At 68.0% G+C, this 26,509-nt stretch carries 22 protein-coding genes; 2 read left to right on the top strand and 20 right to left on the bottom strand.

Annotation, left to right across the window (positions count from 1 at the left end; all coding sequences use genetic code 11):
• Positions 1–78 precede the first annotated feature (78 nt).
• From VM221_09535 to VM221_09440, 20 genes are all read right to left on the bottom strand, one after another.
• The gene (locus tag VM221_09535; protein ID HUT75057.1) at positions 79–1,548 is read right to left on the bottom strand and encodes a hydrogenase 4 subunit D; all 1,470 of its coding nucleotides are present in this window, start codon (positions 1,546–1,548) and stop codon (positions 79–81) included.
• 144 nt (positions 1,549–1,692) lie between these two features.
• Positions 1,693–2,265 carry a hydrogenase maturation protease gene (locus VM221_09530; protein ID HUT75056.1) on the bottom strand — a complete coding sequence of 191 codons (573 nt, stop codon included), beginning with the start codon at positions 2,263–2,265 and terminating at the stop codon, positions 1,693–1,695.
• Positions 2,211–3,050, bottom strand: a complete 840-nt coding sequence (locus VM221_09525; GenBank protein ID HUT75055.1) for an FAD/NAD(P)-binding protein — start codon at positions 3,048–3,050, stop codon at positions 2,211–2,213. The genes VM221_09530 and VM221_09525 overlap by 55 nt, the downstream gene beginning before the upstream one ends.
• Positions 3,041–4,099: a 4Fe-4S dicluster domain-containing protein gene (locus VM221_09520; protein HUT75054.1), complete on the bottom strand. Its 1,059-nt coding sequence runs from the start codon at positions 4,097–4,099 to the stop codon at positions 3,041–3,043. Before VM221_09520 ends, VM221_09525 begins: the two co-directional genes overlap by 10 nt.
• A gap of 11 nt (positions 4,100–4,110) precedes the next feature.
• Positions 4,111–6,117: a molybdopterin-dependent oxidoreductase gene (locus VM221_09515; protein ID HUT75053.1), complete on the bottom strand. Its 2,007-nt coding sequence runs from the start codon at positions 6,115–6,117 to the stop codon at positions 4,111–4,113.
• 364 nt (positions 6,118–6,481) lie between these two features.
• Complete coding sequence (locus VM221_09510) at positions 6,482–7,270, bottom strand: AAA family ATPase (GenBank protein HUT75052.1); 789 nt, start codon at positions 7,268–7,270, stop codon at positions 6,482–6,484.
• Complete coding sequence (locus tag VM221_09505) at positions 7,267–7,482, bottom strand: type II toxin-antitoxin system HicB family antitoxin (protein HUT75051.1); 216 nt, start codon at positions 7,480–7,482, stop codon at positions 7,267–7,269. Before VM221_09505 ends, VM221_09510 begins: the two co-directional genes overlap by 4 nt.
• Before the next feature lie 88 nt (positions 7,483–7,570).
• Positions 7,571–8,347 (bottom strand): P-loop NTPase, encoded by a 777-nt coding sequence (locus VM221_09500; GenBank protein ID HUT75050.1) that lies wholly within the window; start codon positions 8,345–8,347, stop codon positions 7,571–7,573.
• Between the two features lie 127 nt (positions 8,348–8,474).
• The gene (locus tag VM221_09495) at positions 8,475–9,269 is read right to left on the bottom strand and encodes a dihydropteroate synthase (protein ID HUT75049.1); all 795 of its coding nucleotides are present in this window, start codon (positions 9,267–9,269) and stop codon (positions 8,475–8,477) included.
• A gap of 121 nt (positions 9,270–9,390) precedes the next feature.
• A complete protein-coding gene (gene cdhD, locus VM221_09490; GenBank protein ID HUT75048.1) occupies positions 9,391–10,356 on the bottom strand; it encodes a CO dehydrogenase/acetyl-CoA synthase subunit delta in 966 nt (321 codons plus the stop codon).
• Positions 10,353–11,456, bottom strand: a complete 1,104-nt coding sequence (locus VM221_09485; GenBank protein ID HUT75047.1) for a phosphotransacetylase family protein — start codon at positions 11,454–11,456, stop codon at positions 10,353–10,355. The genes cdhD and VM221_09485 overlap by 4 nt, the downstream gene beginning before the upstream one ends.
• A gap of 208 nt (positions 11,457–11,664) precedes the next feature.
• Positions 11,665–13,587 (bottom strand): ASKHA domain-containing protein, encoded by a 1,923-nt coding sequence (locus VM221_09480; protein HUT75046.1) that lies wholly within the window; start codon positions 13,585–13,587, stop codon positions 11,665–11,667.
• A 326-nt stretch (positions 13,588–13,913) separates the two neighbouring features.
• Positions 13,914–15,251, bottom strand: coding sequence for an acetyl-CoA decarbonylase/synthase complex subunit gamma (acsC, locus tag VM221_09475; GenBank protein ID HUT75045.1), 1,338 nt, complete (start codon positions 15,249–15,251; stop codon positions 13,914–13,916).
• Positions 15,252–15,428: 177 nt separating this feature from the next.
• Positions 15,429–17,648 carry an acetyl-CoA decarbonylase/synthase complex subunit alpha/beta gene (gene acsB / locus VM221_09470; GenBank protein HUT75044.1) on the bottom strand — a complete coding sequence of 740 codons (2,220 nt, stop codon included), beginning with the start codon at positions 17,646–17,648 and terminating at the stop codon, positions 15,429–15,431.
• 36 nt (positions 17,649–17,684) lie between these two features.
• Positions 17,685–18,155 carry a hydrogenase maturation protease gene (locus tag VM221_09465; GenBank protein ID HUT75043.1) on the bottom strand — a complete coding sequence of 157 codons (471 nt, stop codon included), beginning with the start codon at positions 18,153–18,155 and terminating at the stop codon, positions 17,685–17,687.
• A gap of 80 nt (positions 18,156–18,235) precedes the next feature.
• Positions 18,236–19,939, bottom strand: coding sequence for a formate--tetrahydrofolate ligase (locus VM221_09460; protein HUT75042.1), 1,704 nt, complete (start codon positions 19,937–19,939; stop codon positions 18,236–18,238).
• Between the two features lie 52 nt (positions 19,940–19,991).
• The gene (locus tag VM221_09455; GenBank protein HUT75041.1) at positions 19,992–20,471 is read right to left on the bottom strand and encodes a 4Fe-4S dicluster domain-containing protein; all 480 of its coding nucleotides are present in this window, start codon (positions 20,469–20,471) and stop codon (positions 19,992–19,994) included.
• Positions 20,472–20,546: 75 nt separating this feature from the next.
• Entirely contained in the window at positions 20,547–22,496 is a 1,950-nt protein-coding gene (gene cooS / locus VM221_09450) for an anaerobic carbon-monoxide dehydrogenase catalytic subunit (GenBank protein ID HUT75040.1), read from the bottom strand.
• A 373-nt stretch (positions 22,497–22,869) separates the two neighbouring features.
• Complete coding sequence (locus tag VM221_09445; GenBank protein ID HUT75039.1) at positions 22,870–23,373, bottom strand: DUF488 domain-containing protein; 504 nt, start codon at positions 23,371–23,373, stop codon at positions 22,870–22,872.
• 95 nt (positions 23,374–23,468) lie between these two features.
• Positions 23,469–24,680, bottom strand: coding sequence for an RNA polymerase sigma factor (locus VM221_09440; GenBank protein ID HUT75038.1), 1,212 nt, complete (start codon positions 24,678–24,680; stop codon positions 23,469–23,471).
• 256 nt (positions 24,681–24,936) lie between these two features.
• On the opposite strand from VM221_09440, the gene gatC reads away from it, so the two are divergent.
• On the top strand, positions 24,937–25,224 hold the full coding sequence (gene gatC / locus VM221_09435) for an Asp-tRNA(Asn)/Glu-tRNA(Gln) amidotransferase subunit GatC (GenBank protein ID HUT75037.1): 288 nt from the start codon (positions 24,937–24,939) through the stop codon (positions 25,222–25,224).
• A gap of 5 nt (positions 25,225–25,229) precedes the next feature.
• Positions 25,230–26,509, top strand: a 1,280-nt coding sequence (gatA, locus tag VM221_09430; GenBank protein ID HUT75036.1) for an Asp-tRNA(Asn)/Glu-tRNA(Gln) amidotransferase subunit GatA, incomplete at its 3' end; no start/stop codon positions are given.

Genomic DNA, 26,509 nt, shown 5'->3' with positions numbered 1-26,509 from the left:
CCGCCCACCAGAATGCCGATCGCGTACAGCACCAGCTCCGGCGACATCGTCTCCGAGAACATCGGGCTCTCTCCCTCACTACCGCGGATACGGGATGTGCTCGACCAGCGGGATGCCGACGACCGGCGCCAGGACGCACATCACGATCAGCGCCAGCAGCGCGATCGTCATCGGCGCCGGCAGCGGATTATGCTGCACCGCCAGCACCGGCGCCGATGGTTCGCCCAGAAACACCTTCTGCGCGACGTAGAGCATCCACGCGAACGAAATCAGGCTCTCCAGCAGCACCAACCCCAGGATCACGGGGCCGAATCCACCGCTCACCTGCAGCGATCCCGCCAGCAGGTAAAACTTGCTCCAGAAGCACGCCAACGGCGGCACCCCGGTCACCGCCAGCACCCCGACTATGAACGCCACGCCCACCAGCGGCAGCTTGCGTCCCACCCCGCTGAGCTCGCGGATGGAGCGCGTGCCGGTGGCGTAGGCGATGGCGCCCACGCTCAAGAAGAGGGTGCTCTTGGCGAACCCGTGATTGATGATGTGCAGCACCCCGCCGCGGAAGGCGAGCCCCGAGCCCAGCAGGCCCATGGACACCCCCAACAGCACGTAGCTCAGGTGGGCGATGGTCGAGTACGCGAGCAGGCGCTTGAGGTCGTCCTGTGCGAAGTAGAGGGTCAGCGCCATGAACATGGTCGCCAGCGCCATCACCGCCGCCAGCACTCCCATCTCCGGCGGCAGCGACCAGCTCGACGATACCACGCGCGCGATCAGATAAACCCCTGCCTTGACCATCGCCGCCGCGTGCAGGTAGGCGCTGATGGGGGTCGGCGCCTCCATCGCGTCCGGCAGCCAGGTGTGGAACGGGATCTGCGCCGCCTTGGCCCAGGCCGCGATGAGCAGGAACACAAACACCAGGTTGCGCAGGCCGGGCCCCAGCTCGGCCAGCGCGGTGAACCCAAATGACTTGGTGAAGATGAACAGGATGAACAGCGCCACCAGGAAGAACAGCCCCCCGAAGTGGGTGATGATGAAGGCCTTGAACCCCGCTTGCAGCGACTTCTCTTCCTGCGTGTGGGAGATGAGGGCCCAGGAGCACATGGTGGTCAGTTCCCAGAAAATGAAAAGCTGCAGCAGGTTGGGCGAGACCGCGACCCCGACCATGGCGGCGATGAACAGCAGCAGCCAGAAGTTATAGCGACCCAGCCCTTCCCCCAGCGCGTGCTCGCGGTTGCGATCGCTCATGTAGGTGACGGAGTAGAGCACCACCAGCAGCCCGACGCCGGTGATGACGATAAGCATGAGGCTGGTGAGGGGGTCAATCAGGACCCCGAACAGCCCTACCTCCTCCAGCCGCTCGAGCCAGGGCATCTTGCCGAAGACCCTGGTGAACGTGCCGGGGAAGAGCTGCGCCACCGCCCATACCGCGAGGCCGGCAGTGACCGCGGCCGCTCCGGTCGCGACCGCGTGCACCGCGCGGCCGCGCAGCCCCGCCACCACTATCGCGCCCAGCAGCGGCACCACCATCAGTAGAACCAGGACTATGAGCATCCTCTCACCTCTGCACGCTCGCCCGCCGGTAGGGGCGCACGGCCACACGCCCCTATGTGCGGCACCGCCTCCGCTGTTCATCGGGCGCGCTGTCCCTAGGCCCGTTGGGCCGGGACGGCGGCAAAGCCTAGCCGAATCGCGCCCCTACTCACCCACAGCAGGTCCCAGCGCTTCGCGGATCGCAGCGGCGATGCCATCCACCGTTGTTGCCACCGCCGGCATCAAGCCCGCGCCGGGCGCCAGCGACGCTGGTTGCACTCCCACCAGCACGCAGTGCTGTCCCGCCTGCTCCCGCAGGTAATGCATGACTAGCCCCAGCCCCGAGCGGTGCGTCACGCAACTCCGCCGGGGCAGGTCCTGCTGCTCCAGCAGCACCGCCTGCCCGGGCCGCCCCCCGAAGTCCACCGCGTCCACGAACACCACCGTTGTCGCCCCCGAGTCCGCCATCGGCCCCAGGTAGCGCTCGGGCGTGTCCCCCACATCGAGCACGCTCAGGCCGGACCCCGCCGGGGACGGTTCCGCCACACCCGGCGCCTCCCACTGACGCAGCTTTTCCACCACGGCAGGTCCAACGCCATCATCGCCGCGGCCGGCATTGCCAACGCCTACCACCAGCGCGCGGCCGCGCAGCGCCCGCCGCAGGTCCGCGACCAGCCCGCCGCTTACTCCAGCAGGCCCTTCATCTGCTTGTAGCTGAATACCGGGCCGTCCCGACATACGTACTTGTGTCCGATGCAGCAGTGGTTACACTTGCCCACGCCGCACTTCATATGGCGCTCGAGGGTGGAGATGATGCTCTCCTCCGCGAAGCCCATGCTCACCAGGTCCTGGATGACGAAGCGGATCATCACCGGCGGACCGCAGATGAAGGCCACGGTGTCGCGGGGCCGCAGGTCGGCCTGCGGGAAAAGCGTGGGCACCATGCCCACGCGACCGTCCCACCCCGGCTCGGCGCGGTCCACGGTGACCATGAGCTTGAGGTCGGAGCGCTGCTCCCACTCTTTGAGCTCGGCCTTGTAGACCAGGTCGGTGGGCGTGCGCGCGCCGTAGAGGATGGTGATGTCGGCGAACTGGTCGCGCTCGTCGAGCATGTTGTGGATGAGCGAGCGCAGCGGCGGCAGGCCGATGCCGCCGCCGATGAAGAGAATGTTGCGCCCCTGCACCTCGGCGAACGGGAAGTGGTTACCCAGCGGGCCGCGAATACCGACTTCGTCGCCGGCGCGCATCCCGTGCAGGGCGGCGGTGAGGCCGCCGACGGCGCGGATCGTGATCTCGAAGTTCTGCCTGCGGGTGGGAGACGAGGCGAAGCCGAAGGGGGCTTCCCCGAGGCCGAACACCGACAACTCGACGAACTGGCCGGGGCGCCAGGTGAAGGCGTCGTGCGCCTCGTCGTCGCGAAAGCGAAAGACGAAGGTCTTGGTGTCGGGCGTCTCGTCGCGCACCTCCACGATGCGCGCGATCTGCGGCAGGTAGATGTTGGGCTTGGCCTCGACTACTTCCATTGCGCTCTCCTGATGCCTTCGCCGATCTCCGGCAGGCCGAGGCGGATGCCGGGGCAAACGCGGGTGCAGCGCCCGCAGCCGACGCAGCCCTGCATGCCGTCGCGGGCGACGTACTGATAACTGATCTTATGGAAGAGCCGGCGCTTGACGCGGTGCAAGCGCTCCGGGCGCGGGTTATGGCCGGAGGCCTCGCGGGTGAGGCCTGCGTATTGGCAGGAATCCCAGCGCCGACTGCGCACCCCGTCCCCGTTGACCTGCGCGTCGGTCACGTTGAAGCAGTAGCAGGTGGGGCAGATGTGGGTGCAGCCGCCGCAAGCCAGGCACCACTCCGCCATCTGTCGCCACAGCTCGTCGTCCACGCTGTCGAGCGACACCTTGCGACTCGAGGCGGCGAAGTAAAGCCGCGGCTCCGGCGGGAACTGCTTCTCGGCCTCCGTCTCCAGGGCGTAGCGGCGCGCCAGGTCCTCGTCCGACGCGGGCGCAAAGAGCTCTGCCGCCGCCTGTACCAGCTCCTCGCCGCGCGGCGTGTCCACCTCCGCCAGGTAGTGGTCGCCGCCGAGGTCGGTGAGCTGCACGTCGTGGCCCCCGCCCGCGGGCAGGAAGGGGCCGGTGTTCGAGCACACGCAGAAGCACTCGCCTCGCGGCTGATGGCACGCCAGGGCGACCAGAGCCGTGTTGGCGCGGCGCGTCGCGTAGTAGGTGTCAGGCAGGTCCTGGGCTGCCAGCGTGAGGTCGAGGAACCGCACCGCGCTCACATCACAGCAGCGCATGCCGAAAAGCACGCGCTTCTCCTGATCGTAGAGGGGGGCGACCTCGTAGCCGCCGTTGCGCCGGTAGCGCAGCATCGGCTCGACCTGGGGGAAGAGGAAGCGCTTGGGGGCATCCTGCGTGTTGGCGTAATCGAGGGTGGCCTCATCGGGCGTGGCGATGCGCTCGAACGCCACGTCGTCGCCGTGCAGGCGCACTGGCGCAATCACCTCTGCCTGCGCTTGCAGCGCCGCCAACCACTCCCGCCAGCGGCCCTTCTCCAACCTCAACGCTCGGCTCATCGTGCCACCTCTCACTCCGAGGCGGCGGTGACGCTCACCGCCACCGGGGGATACACTTGGTGCCCCTCCACCTCGCCCGCGCTCGCGCCGCCAAACACCTCTCGCGCCTGCTCGCGCAGATGATACGGCATCGCCAGTGTGCGCGCCGGCATCTGGGGGTCGAGCCGGAGCTGCGCGTGCGCCTCCCCGTGCGCCGATACCAGCTTGACCCGGAAGCCCTGCCGCAGTTGCAGCTCCTGAGCGTCATTCGGGTGCATGCGCACATAGCCGGCGGGGAAATCGGCGGCGCCGATGCCGTACTCGCGCCGCAGCATGTCGCAGTGGCGAGTCGTGGCATCGGTCGCCCAGCGCTCGGCCGTGGGATCGAGCGCCAACACGAAGGGGTATGTGCTATCGCCCCCCGGCGCCGGCGCCGCCGGCGGGCACGCCAGGGGCCGCAACCCCAACCCCTTCAAGTGCAGGTGCTGCCCGTTGCCGTTGGCGCTCGGCCAGTAGGCGCCCCAGCCCTGCTCCAGCCGCTCGTAGGTGATCCCCCGATAGGCCGGCGTCAGCGCCGCGATCTCCGCCATCACCGCCGCCGGCGACTGGTAACGCCACGTTGCCCCCAGGCGGGCGGCGAGGTCGCAGATGATCTCCCAGTCCGGGCGCGCCTCGCCCGGCGGCGCCACCGCGCGGCGCACCCGCTGCACGCGGCGATCGGTCGCGGTCGTCGTGCCGTCCTTCTCCGCGAACGCGGCCGCCGGCAAGACCACGTCAGCCAACTGCGCGGTCTCGGTCATGAACAACTCTTGCACCACCAGGAAGTCCAGCGCCGCCAGGCGCTGCCGGGCTTGCGCCGGATCGGCCGCCCCTTGCACGATGTCCGCGCCCATGACGTAGAGGCCCTTCACGCTGCTGAGCAGGTCCGGCAGCGACTTGCCGGCGGGCGCGGGCAAGCGGCACCCCCATGCCTGCTCGAACGCTGCCCGCGCCTCGGCGTCGCCCATGCTTTGCCCGCCCGTCAACAGCCCCGGCGCCAGGCCCATATCCAAGGCGCCCTGGAAGTTGTTCTGCCGCGCCAGGGGGAACAGCCCCATCGCCGCCTCACCCACATGGCTGGTCAGCGCGACGAGATTGGTGAGGGCGGTAGCCATGGTGGCGGCGCCAGGATGCTGACCGACGCCGCTGGAGTAGAGCACTACGCTCTTGCGCGCGCCGCCGCACAGCCGCGCCGCCAGGTCGAGCTGGGCCGGCGATACGCCGGTTGCCTGCTCCACCTGCTCGAGGCTGAAGCTCGACAGGCTGGTCACAAACTGATCGTAGCCATCCCAGTCGTGATCAAGCGCGGACGAGTCCAGCAGCCCCTGGTCGCGCACCGACTTCACCAGGCCGCACAGCAACGTCGGCTCGGTGCCGGCCCGGGGTTGCAGGCACACCTCCGCCACCGCCGACATCTGCGTGGGCAGAGCCGAGATGACGATGAGCTTGGCGCCGCGGCCGACCGCCTCATAGATGAGGGAGGCGATCATCGTCACCTCCGACACCGCGTCGGCGCCGATGACGGTTATGACCTCGGCGTCGGCCAGCTCGGGGGCGGAATTGGTGGCCGCCGCCACCCCGAAGGCCGCGCGCAGGGCAGCGAGATCGGCGATGCGTTGAGGGCGGCTCGAGAAGTCCACGTTGTCGGTGCCCAGGACGCAGCGCGCGAGCTTCATCAGCAGGAAGTTGTCCTCGTTGGAGCAGCGGGCGGAGCCGACTACTCCTACCTCTTGCCCACGCGGCAGCCGCTGCGCCACCAGCGACAGCGCCCGCTCCCACGAAGCCGGGCGCAACTCGCCGTCTTGCTTGACCAGGGGTGTGCGCAGGCGGTCAGGGTGGGAAACGAACTCGTGCGCATGCCATCCTCGCACACACAGCTTGCCCCGGGCCACGGGATGCGATTGGCTGGGCATGACCCCGACGAGTCTGTCGCCCTCCACCCGAAGATACAGGTTACATCCCGACCCGCAGAACGGGCACGTGGTCAAGACATTCGCCATAGCGTGCACCTTGCTGGGAAGACTTCCTGGGCCGGCGCGCCTTCCGAGCCCCCCGCGACCCGCCCTCCGCGGCGGCACGGGATTCCTCGTCACGCCCGGCCGCCGCCTCGGCCGATCGCCAGGTCACCGGAGACCGCCGCAGGACGGAGACCATGCTTGTGAGACGTTTCACAACCAGCCCTAGCATATCATACGGCGTCCAATCCTGTAAACCTTCAACTCCACGAAAAAACGCATCCCGTGGCCACGGTCACATGGCACAGTCTAGAAGCAAGCCACCTCTTGGCTCAGTGTTACCACGCTCGCATCCCCAACAACGGCAGCTTCAGGGGGGATCAGGGGGCTTCGGCGGCGTGGGGCGCCGTTACTGCGGGATTATCCCGCCAAGCTGGAGCATCCCGACGACTGCCGCCAGCGCCGGGCTGTCCGCAGACACCTCCACCAGCGGCTTGCCCGCCGCGTCGAGGCGCCGGAGTTCCTCATCCTCGGGGATGGTTGCCTCCACCACCATCCCGCGCGCCCGCACCGCAGCCTCCAGATCCGGGGGCACGGTACTCACTCTCGTCAGCGCCAGCAGGTGGCGCCCGACGGAGGTCTTCAGGTCGCGAATCAGATCCAGGGCCCGCGCCGCCGTTTCCACCCCGCGGACGGAGGCATCACTCAGCAGCACCAGGAGGTCCACGTCGCGGGTGGTGCGGCGGCTGAGATGCTCCAGGCCCGCCTCCGCATCCATCACGATAAAGCGGTATTGCGACTGCAGTTCGTCCACGCACGCCCGCAGGACGTTATTGGCGTAGCAATAGCAGCCGGGACCCTCCGGCCGCCCCATCGCCAGCAGGTCGAAGCCTCTGCTCTCCACTAGCGCCTCCGCGGTGCGGTAGCGCAGGAACTCGGTCTTGCTCATGCCCGCGGGCAAGGAGTCTATCTTGCGCAGCCCCTCCTCGCGCACGTCGCCGACGGTGGCGGCGACCTCGATGCCGAGGGCGGCGTTGAGGTTGAGGTTGGGGTCGGCGTCCACCGCTAGCACCGGCGTCAGGTCGCGCTCCACCAGCGCCCGCACCATGAGCGCGGCGACAGTGGTCTTGCCGGTTCCCCCCTTGCCGGTGACGGCGATGGTGGTATGCGTGGCGCCGGCGTAAGCGCCGGCGCTCACGCGGCGATCACCAGGACCTTGGACGCCGCCGGTTCGGTCGGAGGCGGCTGGCCGCGTTCGCGCAGACGTTCAATCTCAAACGCTACGCCTTCGCGCGCGAGGGCAACGGCCTCGTCCTCGGTATCAGCGAAGCCTACGTAGTCGGGAAACGCCGGCATGGTGATGGTGAAACCACTCTCCGGTTCAGGACTCAGAATAACGCTGTATTGCACGCAATCCTCAGTACCCGCACCAACTCGGTTGCAGTCAATGCCTCGCTCCCCAGGCACACGGATATAATACCACGACCTCAAGGCCCGCTCAATCCCTCGGCTGGGCGTCAGATGCGGCCAGTTCGGTCTCCAGCCGCGCCTTGATACTATCCACGGCGGCGAGAAACTCCGGGGACGGCTCGGCGCGACCCACCCACCCCAGGCCCTCGACCAACGGCAGATGGCCGATCAGGGGCAATGATAGCCGGTCGCGGATGAAGGCGGCGTCCTGGGTGGCGCGCACCTTGTTGGCGACAACAAACAGCCGCTCCAGGCCCAGGTCGCGCGCGAGGGCGGCGATGCGCTCCGCCGTGCGCGTGCTCGCCTGGGTCGGCTCGACGACGATGAGCAGGGCGTCCATGTAGCGCGAGGTGCCGCGACCCAGGTGCTCCAGCCCCGCCTCCATGTCGAGCAGCAGCACCGACTCCTCGCCGGTGACGATCTCCCGCGTCAGCGCGCGCAGCACCGAGCTTTCGGGGCAGGCGCACCCCGACCCGCCGCTGGTGATGGTCCCCATCACCAGCAGGCGGATGCCGTCGTGGCGCACGCTGAAGCGCTCGATGAGGTCGTCCACCTCGGGATTGATGGCGAAGAACCCGCCGCCCTGGGAGGTGCCGGCGCGCTCGCACAGCAGCTCCCGCATCTCGCAAATAGGGGTAATGGCGGCGACGAGTTCGTCCGGGAACCCCAGCGCCGGCCCCAGGCAGTTATTGGGGTCGGCGTCCACCGCCATGACCGCGCGCCCCTGGCGCGCGAAGGCGTGGGCCAGCGCCGCGGTCAGCGTCGTCTTGCCCACCCCACCTTTACCGGCGACGGCGATCTTCATGGTCGGGTTACGATATCATCCGCAGATGACTCAGATTTCACAGATTGAAAGCTACCCTCCGCGCGCTCGTGGAGCGCGCGCCCACATTCCCCATCTGCGACATCTGCGCAATCTGCGGATTGCTGTTTCACCCCGCCGACGCGCGGTAGGCCTTGAGGAAGTCGGCGCAATAGACGTTGCGGTTGAGCAGCAGCTCGGTGGTGATCATGGCGTCCATCATCTCGCGATCCATCGGATCCAGGATGGCCGCGTCGAGGCCGTGGGCGAGCGCCATCACCAGGTAGGTGCGGTTGATGAGCTCGCGATAGGTCGCGCCCTGGCTGACGTTGCTCAAGCCGAGGATGGTCTTGGGCGGCGGGTCGGACAGCATCTTGCACTGGCTGATGGTGTTGAGCACGTGGGTGGGCGTCACCTGGTCGGCGCTGACGGGGATGATGACGCCGTCCACATAGATGCGATCGGGCGAGATCCCGTGCTCCATGGCCGCCGCGACCACGCGCAGGGCGATCTCGACGCGCCCGGCGGCGTCGCGGGGGATGCCCTTCTCGTCAATGGTGAGCGCCACCAACGAGGCGTCGTGCTCGGCGGCCAGCGGCAGCAGCGCGTCGAGCTTGGCCTGCTGGCCAGTGGTGGAGTTGATGACGGTTCCCGGGCCGGCCGCCTTGATCCCAGCCGCCATGACCTCGTTCTTGGTGGTATCTATCGCCAGCGGGGCATCGGTGACCTCGCGGATGCTTTCCACCAACCACTGCATGGTCGCCACGGGATCGTCGGAGGCGGGACCGACGTTGACATCCAGGCAGTGGGCGCCGCCCGCGAGCTGCTTGCGCGCCAGCTCCTGGATCGGCCCCTTGTGCTTGGCCTGGATCGCCTCGCGGACGTCCTTGAACATTCCGTTAATGCGTTCGCCGATGACGTACATGGTATGCGAATCCTCCTTCAGTGGATGTCATTCCGAGGGATCAGGGCGACCGAGGAATCCCCTACCAGGTCGCATAGGAGGTAGGGGATTCCTCGCTGCGCTCGGAATGACGTATGGCGAGCTACCGCTGCATCAGGCCGTCCAACGTATGCTTGACCACCTTGACCGCCTCGGGGTGCCACATGATGACCATGTCCACTCCGCCGTGGAGGAAGCAGTTGGCGGTGACCGCTTCCCACACCGGCCCGCGGCGCTCCTGCGGCCCCCACTGCGCGCCCTCGTCGTCCGTGGCCTTCGCCTCCTTGGCGCGCCAGGCCTCGGAACCGACTACCGCCAGCATGGGCATGGATAGCATCTTGTCGCCCGAGAGCGCGGCCAGGCGCGAGCGCTCGATGATCGAATAGGCATACTCCATGCCATATCCCAAGCCGCCGGTCGCCTGGTACATGATGATGCGGTCGGTGCCCAGGCCCATGTCCGACACCAGGATGTTGACCTGCTTGATGATGTTGATGTCAATCGGCGCCTCGGTGATCAGCTTGTGCCCATCCGCCAGACAGGCGGCGGTGATGGTCTTGTAGTTGTCCTCGCGCGCGGTGCCGAAGGCGCAGTTCTCGCCGGCCGCGGCCTCGCTGGCGCGGGGCATGATCTCGTTGTCCTTGGTGTCATCGCCGCAGCCCCAGATGATGAGCGGCACGCCGACCGCGCCCAGCACTTCCTTCACTACCTGCGCCGCGTGGTCGGGCGAGGTGTTCTGCTGGTCCGGGTGGGCGCTGACCAGGCGCAGGCAGATGGCCTCGGCGCCGAAATCGTCCACGCACTTACGCGCCCACGCCGCGGGATCGCCGAGCACGCCCGCGAAGGGCTTGGCCATGGCTTCGGCCCAGCCCGCGGGCTCGGCGTCGAGCACCTCCATCGCCACCACCGGGCGCTGGGGGATCTGCCCCTCGAAGTGGAGGAAGGGCAGGGTGGTGGCGCCGCCCAGGGTCACCGTCGAGGTGCGCGAGCCGCCGTGGTCGCTGGTCGCGCCCAGGGTCACCGCGCCCACCGTGGTGCTCCACTTTTCCACTGGGACCTGAAAGCTCATGATCGCTCCTTCTCCTGCCGTGATGGTATGCCCATGATGGCCAACAGCCGCTCGAAATCCAGGTTCTGCTCCAACAGCTCCCGCGCGCGCTCGACCTTGGCGCGCTCGCGCACCCGGAGCTTGCCGAGGATGGACTCGATGCGCTCGACCGTGCTCAGCGTGTCGCTGGACACCAGCAGCATCGGCACCCCTACCTGCTGCGCGCGCTTAACCAGCACCGCGCTGGGGTGCAGATTGCCGGTGAGGATGATCGCCTTGGTCGGCGTCTGCAGGGCCGCGAGCTGGATGTCGGGGCGGTCGCCGCCGGTGATCACCGCCTTGCCCTCCCGCTCGCGGAAGTACTTGACCGCGCTCGCCACGTTCATGGCCCCGATCACGAACTGCTTGATCAGCTCGTCGAGCTGGCCCTCGCAGCACAGCAGCTTGGCGTTGAGCTGCTCGGCGAGCTCGCGCACCGTCACCGAACCTAGCACCTCGTCGCGCGGCACCGCGCCGATGACCGCGATGCGCCGCCCCTCCAGGTAGTCCCGCACCGGCCCGCGCACGTGGTCGAGCATCTCCGGCGCGACGTAGTTGAACGCCACCGCCGCCAACCGCTCGCCCAGCCGCTCCCCCGTCAGCAGCACCTCCTCCACCGTGTGCTCCGATTCGTAGCGCGCCAGCAGCACCACCCGCGCCTCCAGCAGCTCCGCCACCCGCGGCCCCGAGAGGTTGATGAGCGCCCCCCGCGACAGGTTGCCGATGCCGCCGACGACCGCAACATCGGCGCCGCGCGAGACTTCCCGGTAGGCGGCGGTCACGCGCTCATCGAGCTGATCGAGGCCCGCCACCTGTCCCTGCAGCGCCTGCTCCTCCACCTCCGCCGTCAGCAGCACCGGGCACAGGGACGCCAGCGGCGCTTCACATCCCAGCGCCTGGCAAATGAACAGGGCATCCTCGTCCGTCACCGTGCCCTGCTCCCGCACCGGCAGGGCGCCCACCGGCTTGAAGTAGGCGACGCGCAGCCCGCGCTCGCGCAGCCGCAGCCCCAAGACCAGCGCCATGATGGACTTGCCGGCGTAGCTGCCGATGGAGGCGATGTAGATCGGTGTCAAACTCATGACTCTCGTCGTTGCGAAGCTCCGCGCAACCAGCCCACCTTGTCGCTTCTGTCATTCCGAATGGAGCGAAGCGAAGTGAGCAATCCCCTGCCAGGGTTGCCCCGGCGATAGGGGATTCCTCGCGGCTAGGCCCGTTGGGCCGCCGTGGCGGGCCGATTCGTCGGCCCTAGCCACTGCGCTCGGAATGACGCCCTTACCCCCTTGAGCGTTACCCCCTTGCCCTCTCGGCCTGCTCTAGTAATCCCGCCACCGACGGGAACAGGGTCATATCGGTGTGCGGCAGGAACAGCCCGGCGACGTAGCGGTCCATGAATGCCGCCACCGCGCTCAACTCGAAGTTGGCCATGCGGGAGGCTATTTCGGCCGCGGCGCGCCTGGCCCTTCTCGACACCAACATCATGCGCGCGCCCGCGACCGAGGTGTTGCCGACAAAACGAATGCGCTCGAGCGGAATGTCGGGCAGCAGGCCGATGGTGACGGCGTTGTCGGAGTCGAGGTAATTGCCAAAGGCGCCCGCCACCATCACGCGCTCGAGGTCGGCCGGGGTCAACCCCACGCTCTCCAGCAGCAGTTGCGCGCCCGCGAACACCGCCGCCTTGGAGCGCACCAGGTTCTCGATGTCGGCCTCCTTGATGACGATGTCGTCCTCGCGTCCGATATCAGCGCCCCACACCAGCACGAACTGCGGCTGGTCGTCGGCCACGCGCACGCGCGGACTGGGGTAGCCGAGGTTGATCTTGCCGGCGCGGTCTATCACCCCCGCCCGCAGCAGCGTCGCCAGCACGTCAATCAAGCCCGAGCCGCACACCCCGCGCGGCTTGGCGCCGCCGATGGTGACATACTCCAGCGCATCCGCCGCCGTGTCATAGCGCGCGCGCTCGATGGCGCCGAGGCTGGCATGCATGCCGTACTCGATGCCCGAGCCCTCGAACGCCGGCCCCGCCGAGCACGAGCAGCACAGCAGCCAATCCTTGTTGCCGAGCGCGAGCTCGCCGTTGGTGCCCATATCCAGCAGCATCCACCGTTGCTCCACCTCGGCCATGCCGGTTGCCAGCACCCCTGCCACGACGTCGCCGCCGACGTAGCTGCTGACGCACGGCGCCACATGCACCGGCGCGATGGGGTTGATGGCAAGGCCGATCTCGCCCGCGCGCACCAGTGGGAACCGGCGCGCCGCCGGCACATAGGGGGCGCGGCGGATGGCGGCGGGATCGAGCCCCAGCAGCAGATGCGACATGACGGTGTTGCCGGCGCAAGCGGCGCTCAGCACCTGGTGCGGCTCGATGCCCTGCGCCGCGCACAGTTCGCCGACCAGCGAGTTGACGGTGCCCACGATTTCGCGCTGCAGCTCCCGCCGGCCGCCGTCATGCTCGTCGGCGTAGATGATGCGCGCGATGACGTCCTCGCCGTGGGCGATCTGGGCGTTAAGGGCGGCGCCCACCGCCACCGCCGTCGTCAGCTCGATGTCCACCAGGTGGACGGCGACGGTGGTGGTGCCGACATCCACCGCCAGCCCATAGGAGTGCCGCGGCCCGCACGAGGGAGCGATGTCAATGATGCGTCCGGCGCCATCGTCGTCTGCCACCGACACGCAGACCTGCCACTCCCCCGCACGCAGCGCTCCGGGCAGTGAGGCCAGCGCCGCGAGGTCGGGGGCAAAGCGGTCGTAGTCGGCTGCAGCGGCGCACACGGCCCGCTCCAGGCGCTCGAGGTCGGAGCAGTTGTCGTCGGTGGTCGGCGCCGGCACCTTCAGCTCCAGTCGCTGCACCAGGGGCGCCTGCGCCGTCAGTCCGGGAATCTCCAGCTCGCCGGTCAAGATCTGCAGCTCGCCGAGCTGAGAGGCGGTCGGCACCTCCGCCACCAGGTCGTCCTCGACGCGGGTCTGGCAGGCCAGGGCATACCCCTGCGCGATATCCTCCGGCGACAGCAACGGCCCGGGGGCGACCCCGGCGTGGCCCAAGCGCAGGATGACCCGGCACTTGCCGCAGGCGCCGACTCCGCCGCAGGACGAGTCAATGGACACCCCGGCTTGGCGCGCGGCGGCGAGCACCGTCTCGCCCGTCGTCACTTCGACCGCTGTGCCCTCGGGATAGAAAACGACGATGTGGTCGGTCATGTCATAATGCGGCACAGCCGTTTCCAAATCCCGATGGCTAGGCCCTTCCGGCCGCCATGGCGGGCCGATCAGGCGGCCCTAGCCATTCATCGGGGCGCCCGGTGGCTAGGTCGAAAGCGACCGCCACGGCGGCCAACGGCCTAGCCGCTGTCTCCCTACGGGCGTCAGCCATGTGGCACAGCCACCCCGGCTGTGTCCCTCCCTCTGTCGGTCATGTGGCACAGCCGCCGGCTGTGCCACCTCTTTTCGCGCCGTCGAGGACACACCCTTTCCCGCTTGCAGTTGATGTCCCTCGCCCCTCGCTACGACGGACTACGAACAGCGGACCACGGACTACGGCGCTACCCCTGCCAGGTCGTCTTGAGATAGGTCGGTATCCCGCTCGACTCGCGCGGGCCGACCAGCACCTGCCAGCCGCAGGCCTCCTGCAGCTTGCCGCTCAGCACCGCCACCCCGCCGGGGATCACCAGCTTGCGGTGGCCGACCTTGTCCTCGACCCCGCTCTTCTTAATCGCGGCGGCGATGGTGTCGGCGGTGAACTTGTCCGCCGCCCACGCGGTCAGCACCGATGTGCCCTCAGTGTCCACCACGACGATCCACGACGGCACCCGGCTCGCCTCGACATCGCCCTCCACCGTGAAGTACGTCAGCGAGAAGTTGGTGGTGGTGAGCACCGGCGAATTGGCATTGGGCTCGCCGACCTGGTACAACCCCGCGTCGAGCTGGATCGGCTTCTGGGGGTCGGTGAAGATGTTCTGGCGGGCGGTGAGAATGGCGATTAGCTGCCACGGCTCTGCCGCCGCGGTGACGACGATGCCGGCATACTTGGCAATATACTGGGTGGCCTGCATCACTTCGTCCGCGGGCGCGTCGGCGGCGGTGAAGGCGATGGTCGGAAACCCCAGCGGCCGGAACCGCTTGCGCAGCGCCGCGCGCCGGATCAGCGTCTGCTCGGCCAGCCCCCGCGCCGGGTCGCGCGCGCCGCTGTCGAGCACCAGGTCGGCCACGCCCAGCCCCTGCACCTTTTGGCTCAGCGCGGCCAGCGCCTCTAACCCGTCGGCGCGGATGACCAGGGGGCATGAGTTCTCCTTGGCGATGCGCGCCATCGAGTCCGCGTTAGCCTCCGTGGCCGCGCAGATCAGCGGGTTGCGCGCCGCGACTTCCTTGACCGCCGCCTCCATTGCCGCCGGGTCGTCGGAGATGAGGATGAGCGCCAGTTCGGTGTTGGCGGCGACGGCCTTGGCGGCGATGGCGAACTGCGCGGGGTCGGCGTCACCCCCGAGGGCGACGGCGTTGACGCCGATGCGCTGTCCCACGCGCTCGAAGACGAGGCCGCTGACCTGCCGGACGCGCGCGACGAGCTGATCCTCGGGCAGCGCCGCGTCGGCGGTGACGGCGAGGGCGGTGGGATGATGGAAAGTCTCCTCGTGGCGGAAGAGCACGGTCTCGTTGCCGATCTCGATCCGGTTGTCGCCGGTGCCGATGGTGATGAGCTTGATCGGGGGCGCGGAGGCCCCCTCCAGTGCCGCCTTCGCCTCCTCGGTGACGTGGGGGCACTTGTCGAGCGAGGTCTGCTTCTGCGCCAGCTTCATGGCGAAGGCGAGGCAGGTGGGGATGCCGCAGTCACCGCAGTTGGTCTTGGGCAGCAGCTTGTATATGTCGAGTCCGGTCAATGCCATAGAGCGCGCTCCCGACAGCGTATTTTGCCGCGGATCGGCGCGGATCTTCGCGGCCGCATGTCATTCCGAACAAAGTGAGGAATCTCCTACCAAGGACGCATCGGGTTGCCGTTCCCCACCCATTCAGCAACCCCGATAGGGGATCCCTCGCTTCGCTCGGGATGACAACTCCACGGGTCAGAACATCGGGTCCATCTTCAGCGCCGGGTGACCCTTTTCCTGGAGGAAGGCGAGCAATTCCTCGGTGGTGGTCGCCACCGTCTCGTCGCCGATCTGGTCGAGGAGGTCGGGCTCGCCGATCTCCGCGGCGCGCTTGCGCAGGCGCTCGGCGACGTCCGCTTTGAGCTCCTTGGGCATCCACACGATGCGGCGCTGGCCGCCCTCGGCGGAGATGAACTTGCGGCTGGAGATGTAGAGGCGTCCGATCCCCAGGAACCCCGGCGTCTGCAGGCCGCCGCCGACGCTGCCGGCGAGGGTGGTGAAGGGCATGCCGCAGGGCGTCATGTCGGGGAACTCGCGGTTGACGATCATGACCCCGTTGCACTCGGGCAGGATGGCGATGATGCACTCGAAGCACCCGCACGAGGTCATCGGGTCCTCCATCAGCGAGTAGGCGTTGAAGCGCTCGACGCTCTTGTTGGAGGTGTTGTAGACGAACTCGTTGACGTTCTCCCACTGCCCTTTGACCTCGTCAATGACCTTGCCCTTGGGCACCGGCTGGTTGGGGCCGGCGGGGTTGATCTCGTAGGCGGCGCGCCCGTCCAACCAGTTGTACGCCCCGCATAGGCCCAGGCGCTCGGGGCTGATGATGCAGACGTGGTTGGGGGCATAGGACTGGCACAGGGTGCAGGAGTAGAACGTGTCCACCGTCTCGTCGGTCATGCCGGCGATGCGCTCGTCGCGCGCGGTCCAGGCCTTGCGCGCCTCGGCCAGCACCGGCGCCATCTTCTCCTCGTCGGTGAAGACGGTGACCTGCACCTTGTCCACCAGCGCCGGAAACTTGCTCAGGTACTCGGCGCGCAGCAGCTCGGCGAAGTGGCGCAGGCGGAACCCCGCCTTGAAGGCGTCCTTGCTGATGCGCACCCACGGTATGTCGCGCTGCCCCATGTGGAAGATGCCCATGGCGTGGTTGACGATGGTGTGCACCTGGCGCTCGAGGATGGGCTCGAAGTCCTGCTGCATCTTGCGCCCCGCAACCTCGATCAGGAACGCCAGCGGCAGGTGTCCGCCCACCTCGACGACGTCGCAATCAGGCCCGATCAGCTCGATCTTGCCGTCCTCCACCTGGTTCAGCTCGCGCATCCTCAGGTACTCGAAGCAGGTCGAGTACTTGCCGCCGAACTGCACGTGCATGTCTTCGCGGCGCACGGTCTCGCCCTCGAAGGCGGCGGCGACCGGCACCGGGACATTGAGATCCTTGACCGTGACCTTGACCCCGCGCACCTCGACGCAGGTGGGGATCAGCTTCTCGTAGTCGAGCTCGTGCACCAGCTCCTCGTAGGTGCACACCCCGCTGGGGCGGATCTCGGGGATGGGGGTGTCGGCGATGACCGGGAAGCCCATGTTGATGGCGCCGGCGCCGCTGGCGTACTTGAGGTCATCTATGGTGCCAAGGCCGAGACCGAAGGCGAAGATGCGGTTCTTGCAGTAGCGCAGATTGTTCAGCCACTCGCCTTTCTTGTGCCCGCCGAAGGTGAGGGCGCCGCGGATCGCCCAGTTGAGGGCGTAGATGATGGAGTGGGTGTCGGGCCCCAGGGGCACGATGTACTGCCCCCACCATGCCTTCTTGAGGTCGCCGTCCTCGGTCTGTGACGGGTCGCCGGGGATGATGCCCTCCTCCACCAGTTGGTCGCGCATGGTGCGCCCTTCGTGGTTGCCGATGAGGAAGGTCAGGAGGTTGCGCTTCTGCAGCTCGCGGATGAGGTACACGGCCGTCTGGTTGTCGGGGGCCGCGCCCACGATCGCGGCGAACCCGGGCAGGCGCCCGTCCACCAGTTGAATGCCGAGGGTGCGCAGGATGGTATCCGAGATAAACCCGTGCCAGTGGTCCTGGGGCTCGGTGCCGTTGAGGTAGCGCAGCGCCTCCACCAGCTCCTCGCACAGCAGGGTGCAGATGCCGGAATCCAGCGCCGCCGGCAGATAGGGCAGCCACAGGTGGTCGCTGGGTTCCTCGCGCAGCAGCGTGCGCGCATAATCGAGGATGCCCTGGGCGTCGCGCAGGTTCTGCGCCTCCACCCCCAGCAGCGCGTTCGCCATGGGCAGGTAGAAGGCGGTTTCCGGGAACCCGATTTCGCATTCCTCGCCGCGCTCGGCGACGGCCGCCGTCAGCAGCTCCTCGGCTTCCCTGAACACTTGCCGCGCGCCGCGCACGGCGGCCGCAGCCACGAGCTTGGACATTCGTCACTACCTCTGTTGCGTAATCTCTTGCCGTGCCTACGACCCCGGCGGCGCGATCTCCGACTCGACCATGCTCACCACGTCGTCGAGCCGCGCCCGCACCTCGCCGGACAGGTCCATCCCCCAGTCCGTGCTCTTGGGCTGCACCCCGACCACGACTACCTCCCCCACCTCGCAGCCGCCGCGCTCCAGCCGGTCGAGCGCGTCGAAAAGGTCGAGCTCGTGCAGCGACCGCATCAGCGCGCGCCGCCGCTCCACCTCCCGCGGACGGAAGCGGAAGACCGCCCCCGGCTGCGCCTTGGCGTCAACCGCGTCCACCACCACCAGTTTGCCGATACGGCGATAACCGTCCAGCGCCGCTCCAACCGCGATCCCGGCCTTAACCACCTTGACCCCGGCGGGCAGCGCCCGCTGTTCCAGCAGACGCGCTGCATGGACGCCGACGCCCTCGTCGCTGCGCAGCACGTTGCCCACGCCCAGCACCATAACCGGACAGCTTTCGCCCACTGCCTCCCCATCTCGACGGCTTGCACGGGCGCGCGGTCGCGGCGCACGCCGGGCCGCCCCCTTCACGCGACTCCCCCTCGTCAGAACAGGCCCAAGACCCTACCGTCGTCGTCAATATCCACATCCACCGCCGCCGGGCGCGAGGGCAACCCGGGCATGGTTGACATCTCGCCCAGCAGGGGATAGAGGAACCCCGCCCCCGCCGACGGGCGCACGTCGCGAATGGGTATGCGGAACCCCTGCGGCCGCCCCTTGAGCGCGGGATCGTGGCTGAGCGAGAGGTGGGTCTTGGCCATGCAGATGGGCAGCCGGTCCAGCCCCCAACGCGTGAACATCTCGATCTTACGTTCCGCCAGCGGCGCGAAGTCCACCCCGTCGGCGCCGTAGATGCGGGTGGCGATGGTCTCGATCTTCTGCTTGATCGGCAGGTCGAGGTCGTAGAGGAACTTGAAATCGCTCGGCTTCTCGCACGCCGCGATCACCGCCTCGGCGAGTTCGACGCCGCCTTCGCCGCCCTTGGCCCACACGTCGGACTGGTAGGCGCCCTCAGCGCCGGCGGCGACCGCCTGGTCTTGGATGAGCTTGATCTCGGCCGCGGTGTCCTGGGTGAAGCGGTTGACCGCCACCACCACCGGCACCCCGAACCGGCGCGCGTTCTCGATATGCTTGACCAGGTTCGCGCAGCCCTTCTCCAGCGCCGGCAGGTTCTCGGTCACCAGCTCCGGCGGCAGCGCCTTGCCGGCGACGACCCGGCCCAGACCGCCGTGCATCTTGAGCGCGCGTACGGTCGCGACGATGACCACGCAGTCGGGCGCCAGCCCGCTGGCGCGGCACTTGATGTTGAAGAACTTCTCCATCCCGCAGTCGGCGCCGAAGCCGGACTCGGTCACCAGGTAGTCGGCGAGCTTGATCCCGAGCTGATCGGCGATGATGGAGGAGTTGCCCTGGGCGATGTTGGCGAACGGCCCGGCGTGGACGAAGACCGGGGTGTGCTCCAGCGTCTGCATGAGGTTGGGCATGAGGGCGTCCTTGAGCAGGACGCACATGGCGCCCGCGGTCTTGAGGTCCTCGGCGGTAACGGGGTCGCCGTCATGGGTCTGGGCGACGATGATGCGCCCCAGACGCTGCCGCAGGTCCTGGAGGTCGGTCGCCAGCGCCAGGATGGCCATGACCTCGGAGGCGACGGTAATGTCGAAGCCGGTCTCGCGGGGCACGCGGTTATCGCCGCCGAGACCGGACACGATGTTGTAGACCGCCCACTTGTCGTTGAGGTCAATCACGCGCCGCCAGGAGATGGATCGCGGTTCGATGCCGAGCTGGTTGCCGTGCTTGAGGTGGGCGTCAATCATGGCGGCGAGGAGGTTGTTGGCGATGCCGACGGCGTGGATGTCGCCGGTAAGGTGGAGGTTGAAGTCCTCCATGGGGATGACCTGGGAGTAGCCGCCGCCGGCGGCGCCGCCCTTGATGCCGAAGACGGGGCCCAGGGACGGCTGGCGGATGCAGGTGAGGACGCGCTTGCCGAGGTGCCCCAGCGCCTGCGACAGGCCGATGGTGGTGACGGTCTTGCCCTCCCCCAGCGGGGTGGGGGTGATGGCGGTGACGTCTATGTACTTGCCGTTGCCGTTGCCCCGCACGCGGTCGCGGACGTCGAGATGTACCTTGGCCTTCCAGCGGCCGTAGGGGTCGAGGTCGTCCTCGCCCAGCCCCAGGGCGTGGGCAATCTCGACGATCGGTTTGATTTCGGCTTGCTGCGCAATCTTCAGGTCGCTGAGCACTTGACGCACCCTCCTCACGTGAAACTTGTGATCCGCGTAAGCTGCGGATGATTGCCGCTGCCTACTTGCTGCTGCCCACCTTTTCGCGCGAGCGGAACTCCTCGCGCGTGCCGAAGAAGCGCGCCTCGGTCGGGCAGGCCGGAACGCACGCCGGCCGGCCGCCGCAGAGATCGCACTTGTAGGCGATCCCGCGCTCCTCGTCCACGAAGATGGTGTCGAAGGGACAGGCCTCGACGCATAATCCACACCCGGTGCACTTGGACTGGTCTAGCACCACCAGCGTCGTCTTCTCGTCCTTCCACAGCGCCCCCGGCGCGCACACCTCGACACACTTGGGGCGCGCGCACTGCATACACTGCACCGGCGAGTTCTTGCCCTTGCTCGAGCGCACCACCACGCATGAATGCGCCAGCGGCCGCTCCGTGATCGCCTGCGCCAGCTCCCCCGACTCGGAATGGCGCAGGGCGCACGCGATCTCGCACGCCCGGCACGCCATGCAGCGGGCGTTGTCAACGTGGATTCGTCGTTCTTCCTTGGCCATGACCTCGACTCGTGCAGGCGGGGTTCCATCCCCGCTCGCGGGTTGAGTTGAGCGGGGCGATCAGGAGATCGCCCCCTACGCCGCCACCGCCGCCAGCCGCTGGTCGCGCTCCGTCGGGTACATCATCGGGCGCAGCTTGAGCGCCGCGCGCTTGCGGTCAATGTGATCCATCATCAGGGCGGCGGCCTTGATCGGGTCCTCCTCGAAGGCCCAGCGCGCGCCCACCAGGTCCTCCAGCTCGGGCCCGCACAGGAACTCGGTCAGCGCGCGCGACCCCAGCACCGGCAGTGGCTTGCCGAAGACGGTGAAGATGCCCGAGCCGACGACGTACATGCCGATGGACACCGCTTTCTCGCTCATCCATTCGGGGGCGGCGCCGGCCACCGGCAGGTCGCTGAGGTCCTCACCCAGGCCGCCTTCCTTGACCATCTCGCAGCAAGCGATGAGGATGCGGCTGTTGTCCACGCATGCGCCAAGGTGCAGCACCGGCGGCATGCCCACGGCCTCGCATACCTCCTGCAGGCCCTTGCCCGCGTACTCGGCGGCCGCTTCCGGCTGCAGCAGCCCGAACTTGGCGCACGCAGTCGCGGAGCAGCCAGTTTGCACCACCAGCACGTCGTTGCGCAGCAGCTCCTTGACCATGGCAATGTGGCAGCTCTCGTTGAGCACGTTGGGGTTGCAGCAGCCGACGACCCCCGCCACCCCGCGGATGCGCCCGGCGATGATGGCGTCGTTGAGCGGCCGGTAGGAGGGGCGGAAGCGCCCGCCCAGCATCTCGAACACGTACTCCGCCGTGAATCCCGCCACCAGGTCCATCGTCTCCTGCGGGATGTGCACCAGTTCAGGCTTGCGGTGAGGGAAGTTGTCGATGGCGATGCGCACGATCTCCTTCGCCACCTCCAGCGCGCGCCGTTCCTCGAACTCGACGTGCTGGACGCCGGGGAACTTGGCCTTGGGCGAGGTGGTGATGAGCTTGGTATGGAAGCAGCGCGTAACCTCGTCCAGCGACGGCATCAGGCACTGCACGTCCACGATCATGGCTTCCACGGCGCCGGTGGTGATCGCCACCTCCTGCTGGAGGAAATTGCCGGCGGAGGGGACGCCCTGGCGCATGAGGATCTCGTTGGCGGTGCAGCAGATGCCGGAAAGCTGGATGCCCTGGGCGCCTTTCTCCTGCGCGAGCTTGAGCAGCTCGGGGTCGCGGCTGGCCTCGACGATCATCTCCGACAGCATCGGCTCGTGGCCGTGGACGACGATGTTGACCTTGTCCTCGGCGAGCACGCCCAGGTTGACCTTGGCGCGGATGGGGGTCGGGCAGCCGAGCATAATGTCCTCGAAGTCGGTGCCGATCATGGAGCCGCCCCAGCCGTCGGCGAGGGCGGTGCGGATGCCGGCCATGACGAGGTTGCGGTAGTCGTTGTCCACGCCCATGTGGGTGCGGTGCATGATCTCGACCACCTCGCGGTCCACCCCGCGCGGCCACAGGCCGAGCTTGCGCCACAGTTGCTGGCGCTTCTTCGGCGCGCGGCGCAAGGGTACCAGCTCCCCCTCCTGCTGGCCGAACTGGGCGTAGGCCAGCTCTGCCACCTCGCGGGCAAGCGCCATCGGCTCCTTGGCGTCGGCGCCCTCGATTCCGAAGTAGGTCGCGACCTCGCGCAGCTTGCTCTCGCGCTTGATCTGATAGTCCTTGGCCTCGCCTTTCGCCATCAGCAGCATGGTATGGGCGACGTCGCGGCCGTGGTCGGAGTGGGCGGCGACGCCGGAGGCGATCATGCGCGCCAGGTGGCGGGCGGCGATGGTGTCGGCGGAGGCGCCGCACACCCCCACCGACGGGCCCAGGCCGAAGGGGTCTATGCGGCAAGGCCCCATGGTGCAGTGGCGGCAACACAGCCCCAGGCCCCCGAATCCGCATTGGGGCTGCATCGCATCCCAGCGGTCCCAGGCGGTCTCGATGCCCTGCTCGGCCGCACGCTCCAGCGCGCTCTGGGTGGCCGCGTCTATGCTGCGCTGTTGCCTCTCAGCCATGTGCTAGCTCCTTGCTTTCCCGCGCGCCGCGGCCCTTCACCAGCGTACACCTATTTTGTGAAGGCCCGCACAAGACCTCTCTTCTCGGCAAAAAGACGCCCCTTACGGTCAAACTCAAACACCGACGGGCTCATCAGGACCATCGCGCGCCGGGCCGGCCCGCCCGATCTTCCGTGAGGGAGCGATTGCCGGCCGCCAGCGGCGACCTGCGGCGTGGAACGATGCTCTACGCTGCTATCTATCGGAGCAGTCCACCGGCATCAGCCGCGGACTGGATGAGCCCATCATCCAGACTGCGCACGATATACTACTATACTACCACTCCCGCCGGAGTTGTCAACCGCGGCGCCGGGGTGGGCCTGCGCGGGCTGCCTCAGCCGCTAGGCTCCCAGGTGCGCCCGGCGTCAACTATGTGGATGACATGCCAACCGCGCGCGGCGAGCTCGGCGCCGATGTAGCGGCGGTGGCATTCCCAGGGCGCCCGCTCGGCGCAGAAGAAGGCGGTGCGATGGGCGCGGGCAAGGGATTCCAGTTCGTCCACGCCGCGGGCGAATTCGTCGGTCAGCGTGTGCGCCTCATACCCGCCCTTGCGGTACCCACCGAGATCGCGACCCAGGTAATGGTACTCGATGCCGGCCTGGGGCAGGCGCTGCTGCATTTCGTCGCGCTGGAAATGGGGGAAGCGTCGGCTGGCTGGGAGGCTGCGGACGTCGGCGACGGCTTCGATCCCGTAGGCCATGAGTACCCCGACGAACTCCTCCCACGACCGGGTGCCGGTGCCAAGGGAGAAGATGGCGGGGCGGTGGCGGGGCTCGTCAACGGCCTGGGAGTCAGCCACATGTAGGGGCGGCTCGCGAACCGCCCCTACGAAGGGCAACCTTGGCGCTCCCTGGGCTGGCATGAGCAGCGGATTCGCCCACCGCGGCGTGCGGCCCTGTCAGGCCGGTCATCCCAACGGTTTGGTTCGCGTGCCTAACCCCAGACGCCCCAGCCCAAGTCGGTGATGACCTCCTCAGCCTGTTCTGGGGTTAGGTCGCGCCGATGGAGCGCCTTGAAGATGACACGTATCGGCATGTCAAGGTCGTAATCCGTTTCCTTCGGCCAGTCCGTGATCCTCTTATCCTTCAGCCACTGCCTAACGCGGTCGAGGTCGAAGCGCGCGAAGGGCCAGCAGCGCAGTATGGGAAGCCCGCTTTGCACCCACTCGAGCAGCGTCACCGGCGAGCATCGTAAGCGCCGGCAAATGTCGCGCGCGTCCATGATCCTGAGGCGCATCCGACTGTGCGGCATTCCCCACCAGTCTTTGCCTTTGCCTGTCGGCTTGCCGAGCGTACCGCTCATCATGTCAACGTCGGCCACTTCCCAGTCGAGGTCCTGCAGGCGATAGCCGTATTGTGCAGCATTCGCCTCGCAATCCTTCCTGCGCTGCTCCTTGCGAGGCAACGCGTAGATGCGCACCGCCTCTTTGTCGATCTTGACGCTGGAGTCATCCCCTGAGTCGAACCGCGCCCTGACTTGCATTCCCACCACCTCGCCGGCGCGCTCGCCGGCCGCATCAATATCCCCCTGCTCCAGCAGCCGCCGCGCCTCGGCCATCAGGCGTTCGATCGTCTGCTGCGTGAACTCGTCCTCGGGCTTGCCTTCGCTAAGATTCTTGCGTGCCATCGTGAATGCCTCCTTGAGAGTCGCGCGCGCCCGGCTGAGGCGGCTCTTGACCGTTCCCGCACGAATGCCCAGTAGCGCCGCGGTCTCCGCGCAGGTGTAGCCGGCCAAGTAGGTCAGCGTAACCGTTTGCCGCATCGCCGTCGGCAGTTGTTGCAGCAGTTCCGCGATGCGACCATCGTCATCCGGCCGGCCCGGGCCCATGTGATCCCTGCGCATCTGCTCAAGCCGTTCGGGCGCCACCAGGTCTTCGCGGCGACGGCGCCGCCGCATGAGCGCCAGGCGCTCGGTGAGACGGCGCAGCCACGGCAGCAGCGCTTGCGGATCGCGCAGTTGGTGCAGGCGGAAGAACGCGCGGACGAAAGCATCCTGCGCCACATCCTCCGCATCCGCCAGCGAGCCGAGCCGGCCCGCCGCCAGCGCCACCAGCGCCGCGCGGTGGCGATCAACTATCGCCTCGAAGGCCGACAGATCGCCGTCGCGCGCACGCGCCACCAGTTGTGAATCGGTCTCCTCGCGCATACCCGAATATCCAAGGCGCTTGGACACTGTGTAGATGCTCCCATCGGCATGAACGGTTCCATAGGGCCGACGCGAATCCTGGCATGAGCCGGGGTCGGACGGCGCGGCGCAGGACATCGAGCGCCCCTCGCCGAAGCAAGTAGGGCTTATACGGAGCATGGGCGCCTCGCCCGTGGACACAGCCGGGGGCGATTGTGCTCCACGTCCACGCAGGCGAGGACGCCTGCGCCACCAACACGGGATAGGAGACGGGACTTTGCGCCTCAGCCAACAGGAAATCGAGCATATCGCCCTGCTCTCGCGGCTGAAGCTCACCGCCGACGAGCGCCAGCGATTGACTACCCAGCTCAACGATATCATGGGGTTTTTCGAGCAGCTCGGCGAGCTGGACACCTCCGGCGTCGAGCCGACCTCCCACGTCATCCCCATGCATAACGTCTTGCGCGCCGACGAGGTGCGACCGTCGCTGCCGGTCGAGGAAGCCCTCGATAACGCGCCGCAGCGGGCGGGCGACACCTTTCGCGTCCCGCGGGTGGTGGAGTAGCCGCGGTGTCGAATGAACTGCTCCTGACCGCCGCCGAGGCCGGCCGCCTCATCGCCGCGCGCAAGCTGTCGTCGGTCGAGCTGACCCGCGCCTGCCTGGAGCGCATGGCCGCAGTCGAGCCGCGCATTCACGCCTTCGTACGCATAACCGACGACCTGGCGCTCGAACGGGCTGCGGAGGTTGACCGCCGCATCGGCGCCGGCGAGAAGCTCGGCCCGCTGGCGGGAGTGCCTATCGCCCTCAAGGATATTCTCTGCACCCGCGGCATTCCCACCACCTGCTGCTCGCGCATCCTCGAGGATTTCGTTCCACCCTACGATGCCACGGTGATCCAGAGGCTGCGCGAGGCGGGGCTGGTGTTCCTGGGCAAGACGAACCTGGACGAGTTCGCCATGGGCTCGTCCACCGAGAACAGCGCCTTCGGTCCCACCCGCAACCCGTGGGCGCTCCACCGCGTCCCCGGCGGCTCCAGCGGCGGATCGGCCGCGGCGCTGGCCGCCCTGGAGGCCCCTCTCGCCATCGGCACCGATACCGGCGGTTCGATTCGCCAGCCGGCGGCCTTCTGCGGGGTGTCCGGTCTCAAGCCAACCTATGGCCGCGTATCGCGGTATGGGCTCATCGCCTTCGCTTCCAGCCTCGACCAGGTCGGCCCCATGGCGCGCGACGCGCGGGACTGCGCGCTGCTGCTGCAAGTGCTGGCGGGGCATGACCCGTTGGACTCGACCTCGATTGACGCGGAGGTGCCGGACTACGCTGGGGCGCTGAAGGGCGGGGTCAAAGGCTTACGCGTCGGCATCCCGCGCGAGTTCTTCGAGTACCGCGGCTCCCGGGTATCGAGCGCGATCGAGGAGGCGGTGCGCGCGGCGGCGGGGGTGCTCGAGGGCCTGGGCGCGGTGTGCGAGGAGGTCTCGACCCCGCACCTGCAATACGTGATCCCGGTTTACTACATCATCGCCCCCGCCGAGGCGAGCTCCAACCTTGCGCGCTACGACGGCGTCGCCTATGGCCACCGCACGCCCGCGGGCGCGTCCGACATCGTCGAGCTCTACCGGGAAACGCGCGAGCAGGGCTTCGGCCCCGAGGTCAAGCGGCGCATCATGCTCGGCACCTATGCTCTCAGCGCCGGCTACTACGACGCCTACTACCTCAAGGCGTCACAGGTGCGCACCCTCATCCGCGGCGACTTCGAACGCGCGTTCGAGCATCATGACCTGCTGCTGGCCCCGACCACGCCCAGCCCGCCCTTCCGCCTCGGCGAGAAGGCCGACGACCCCGTGCAGATGTA

The sequence above is a fragment of the Armatimonadota bacterium genome, from assembly GCA_035527535.1.
Lineage (GTDB): Bacteria > Armatimonadota > Hebobacteria.
Note: the sequence above shows the minus strand (reverse complement) of the source record. Positions and strands in the feature narration are given on the sequence as shown.

Excerpts from the sequence above, each read along its gene's own strand:
- VM221_09495 (HUT75049.1), bottom strand. The coding sequence starts at position 9,269 with ATGTACGTCATCGGCGAACGCATTAACGGAATGTTCAAGGACGTCCGC.
- acsC (HUT75045.1), bottom strand. The coding sequence starts at position 15,251 with ATGGCATTGACCGGACTCGACATATACAAGCTGCTGCCCAAGACCAAC.
- VM221_09535 (HUT75057.1), bottom strand. The coding sequence starts at position 1,548 with ATGCTCATAGTCCTGGTTCTACTGATGGTGGTGCCGCTGCTGGGCGCG.
- acsB (HUT75044.1), bottom strand. The coding sequence starts at position 17,648 with ATGTCCAAGCTCGTGGCTGCGGCCGCCGTGCGCGGCGCGCGGCAAGTG.
- VM221_09455 (HUT75041.1), bottom strand. The coding sequence starts at position 20,471 with ATGGCCAAGGAAGAACGACGAATCCACGTTGACAACGCCCGCTGCATG.
- VM221_09520 (HUT75054.1), bottom strand. The coding sequence starts at position 4,099 with ATGAGCCGAGCGTTGAGGTTGGAGAAGGGCCGCTGGCGGGAGTGGTTG.
- cdhD (HUT75048.1), bottom strand. The coding sequence starts at position 10,356 with ATGAGCTTTCAGGTCCCAGTGGAAAAGTGGAGCACCACGGTGGGCGCG.
- VM221_09500 (HUT75050.1), bottom strand. The coding sequence starts at position 8,347 with ATGAAGATCGCCGTCGCCGGTAAAGGTGGGGTGGGCAAGACGACGCTG.
- VM221_09515 (HUT75053.1), bottom strand. The coding sequence starts at position 6,117 with ATGGCGAATGTCTTGACCACGTGCCCGTTCTGCGGGTCGGGATGTAAC.
- VM221_09525 (HUT75055.1), bottom strand. The coding sequence starts at position 3,050 with ATGGAAGTAGTCGAGGCCAAGCCCAACATCTACCTGCCGCAGATCGCG.
- VM221_09530 (HUT75056.1), bottom strand. The coding sequence starts at position 2,265 with ATGTCGGGACGGCCCGGTATTCAGCTACAAGCAGATGAAGGGCCTGCT.
- cooS (HUT75040.1), bottom strand. The coding sequence starts at position 22,496 with ATGGCTGAGAGGCAACAGCGCAGCATAGACGCGGCCACCCAGAGCGCG.
- VM221_09440 (HUT75038.1), bottom strand. The coding sequence starts at position 24,680 with ATGCGCGAGGAGACCGATTCACAACTGGTGGCGCGTGCGCGCGACGGC.
- VM221_09485 (HUT75047.1), bottom strand. The coding sequence starts at position 11,456 with ATGAGTTTGACACCGATCTACATCGCCTCCATCGGCAGCTACGCCGGC.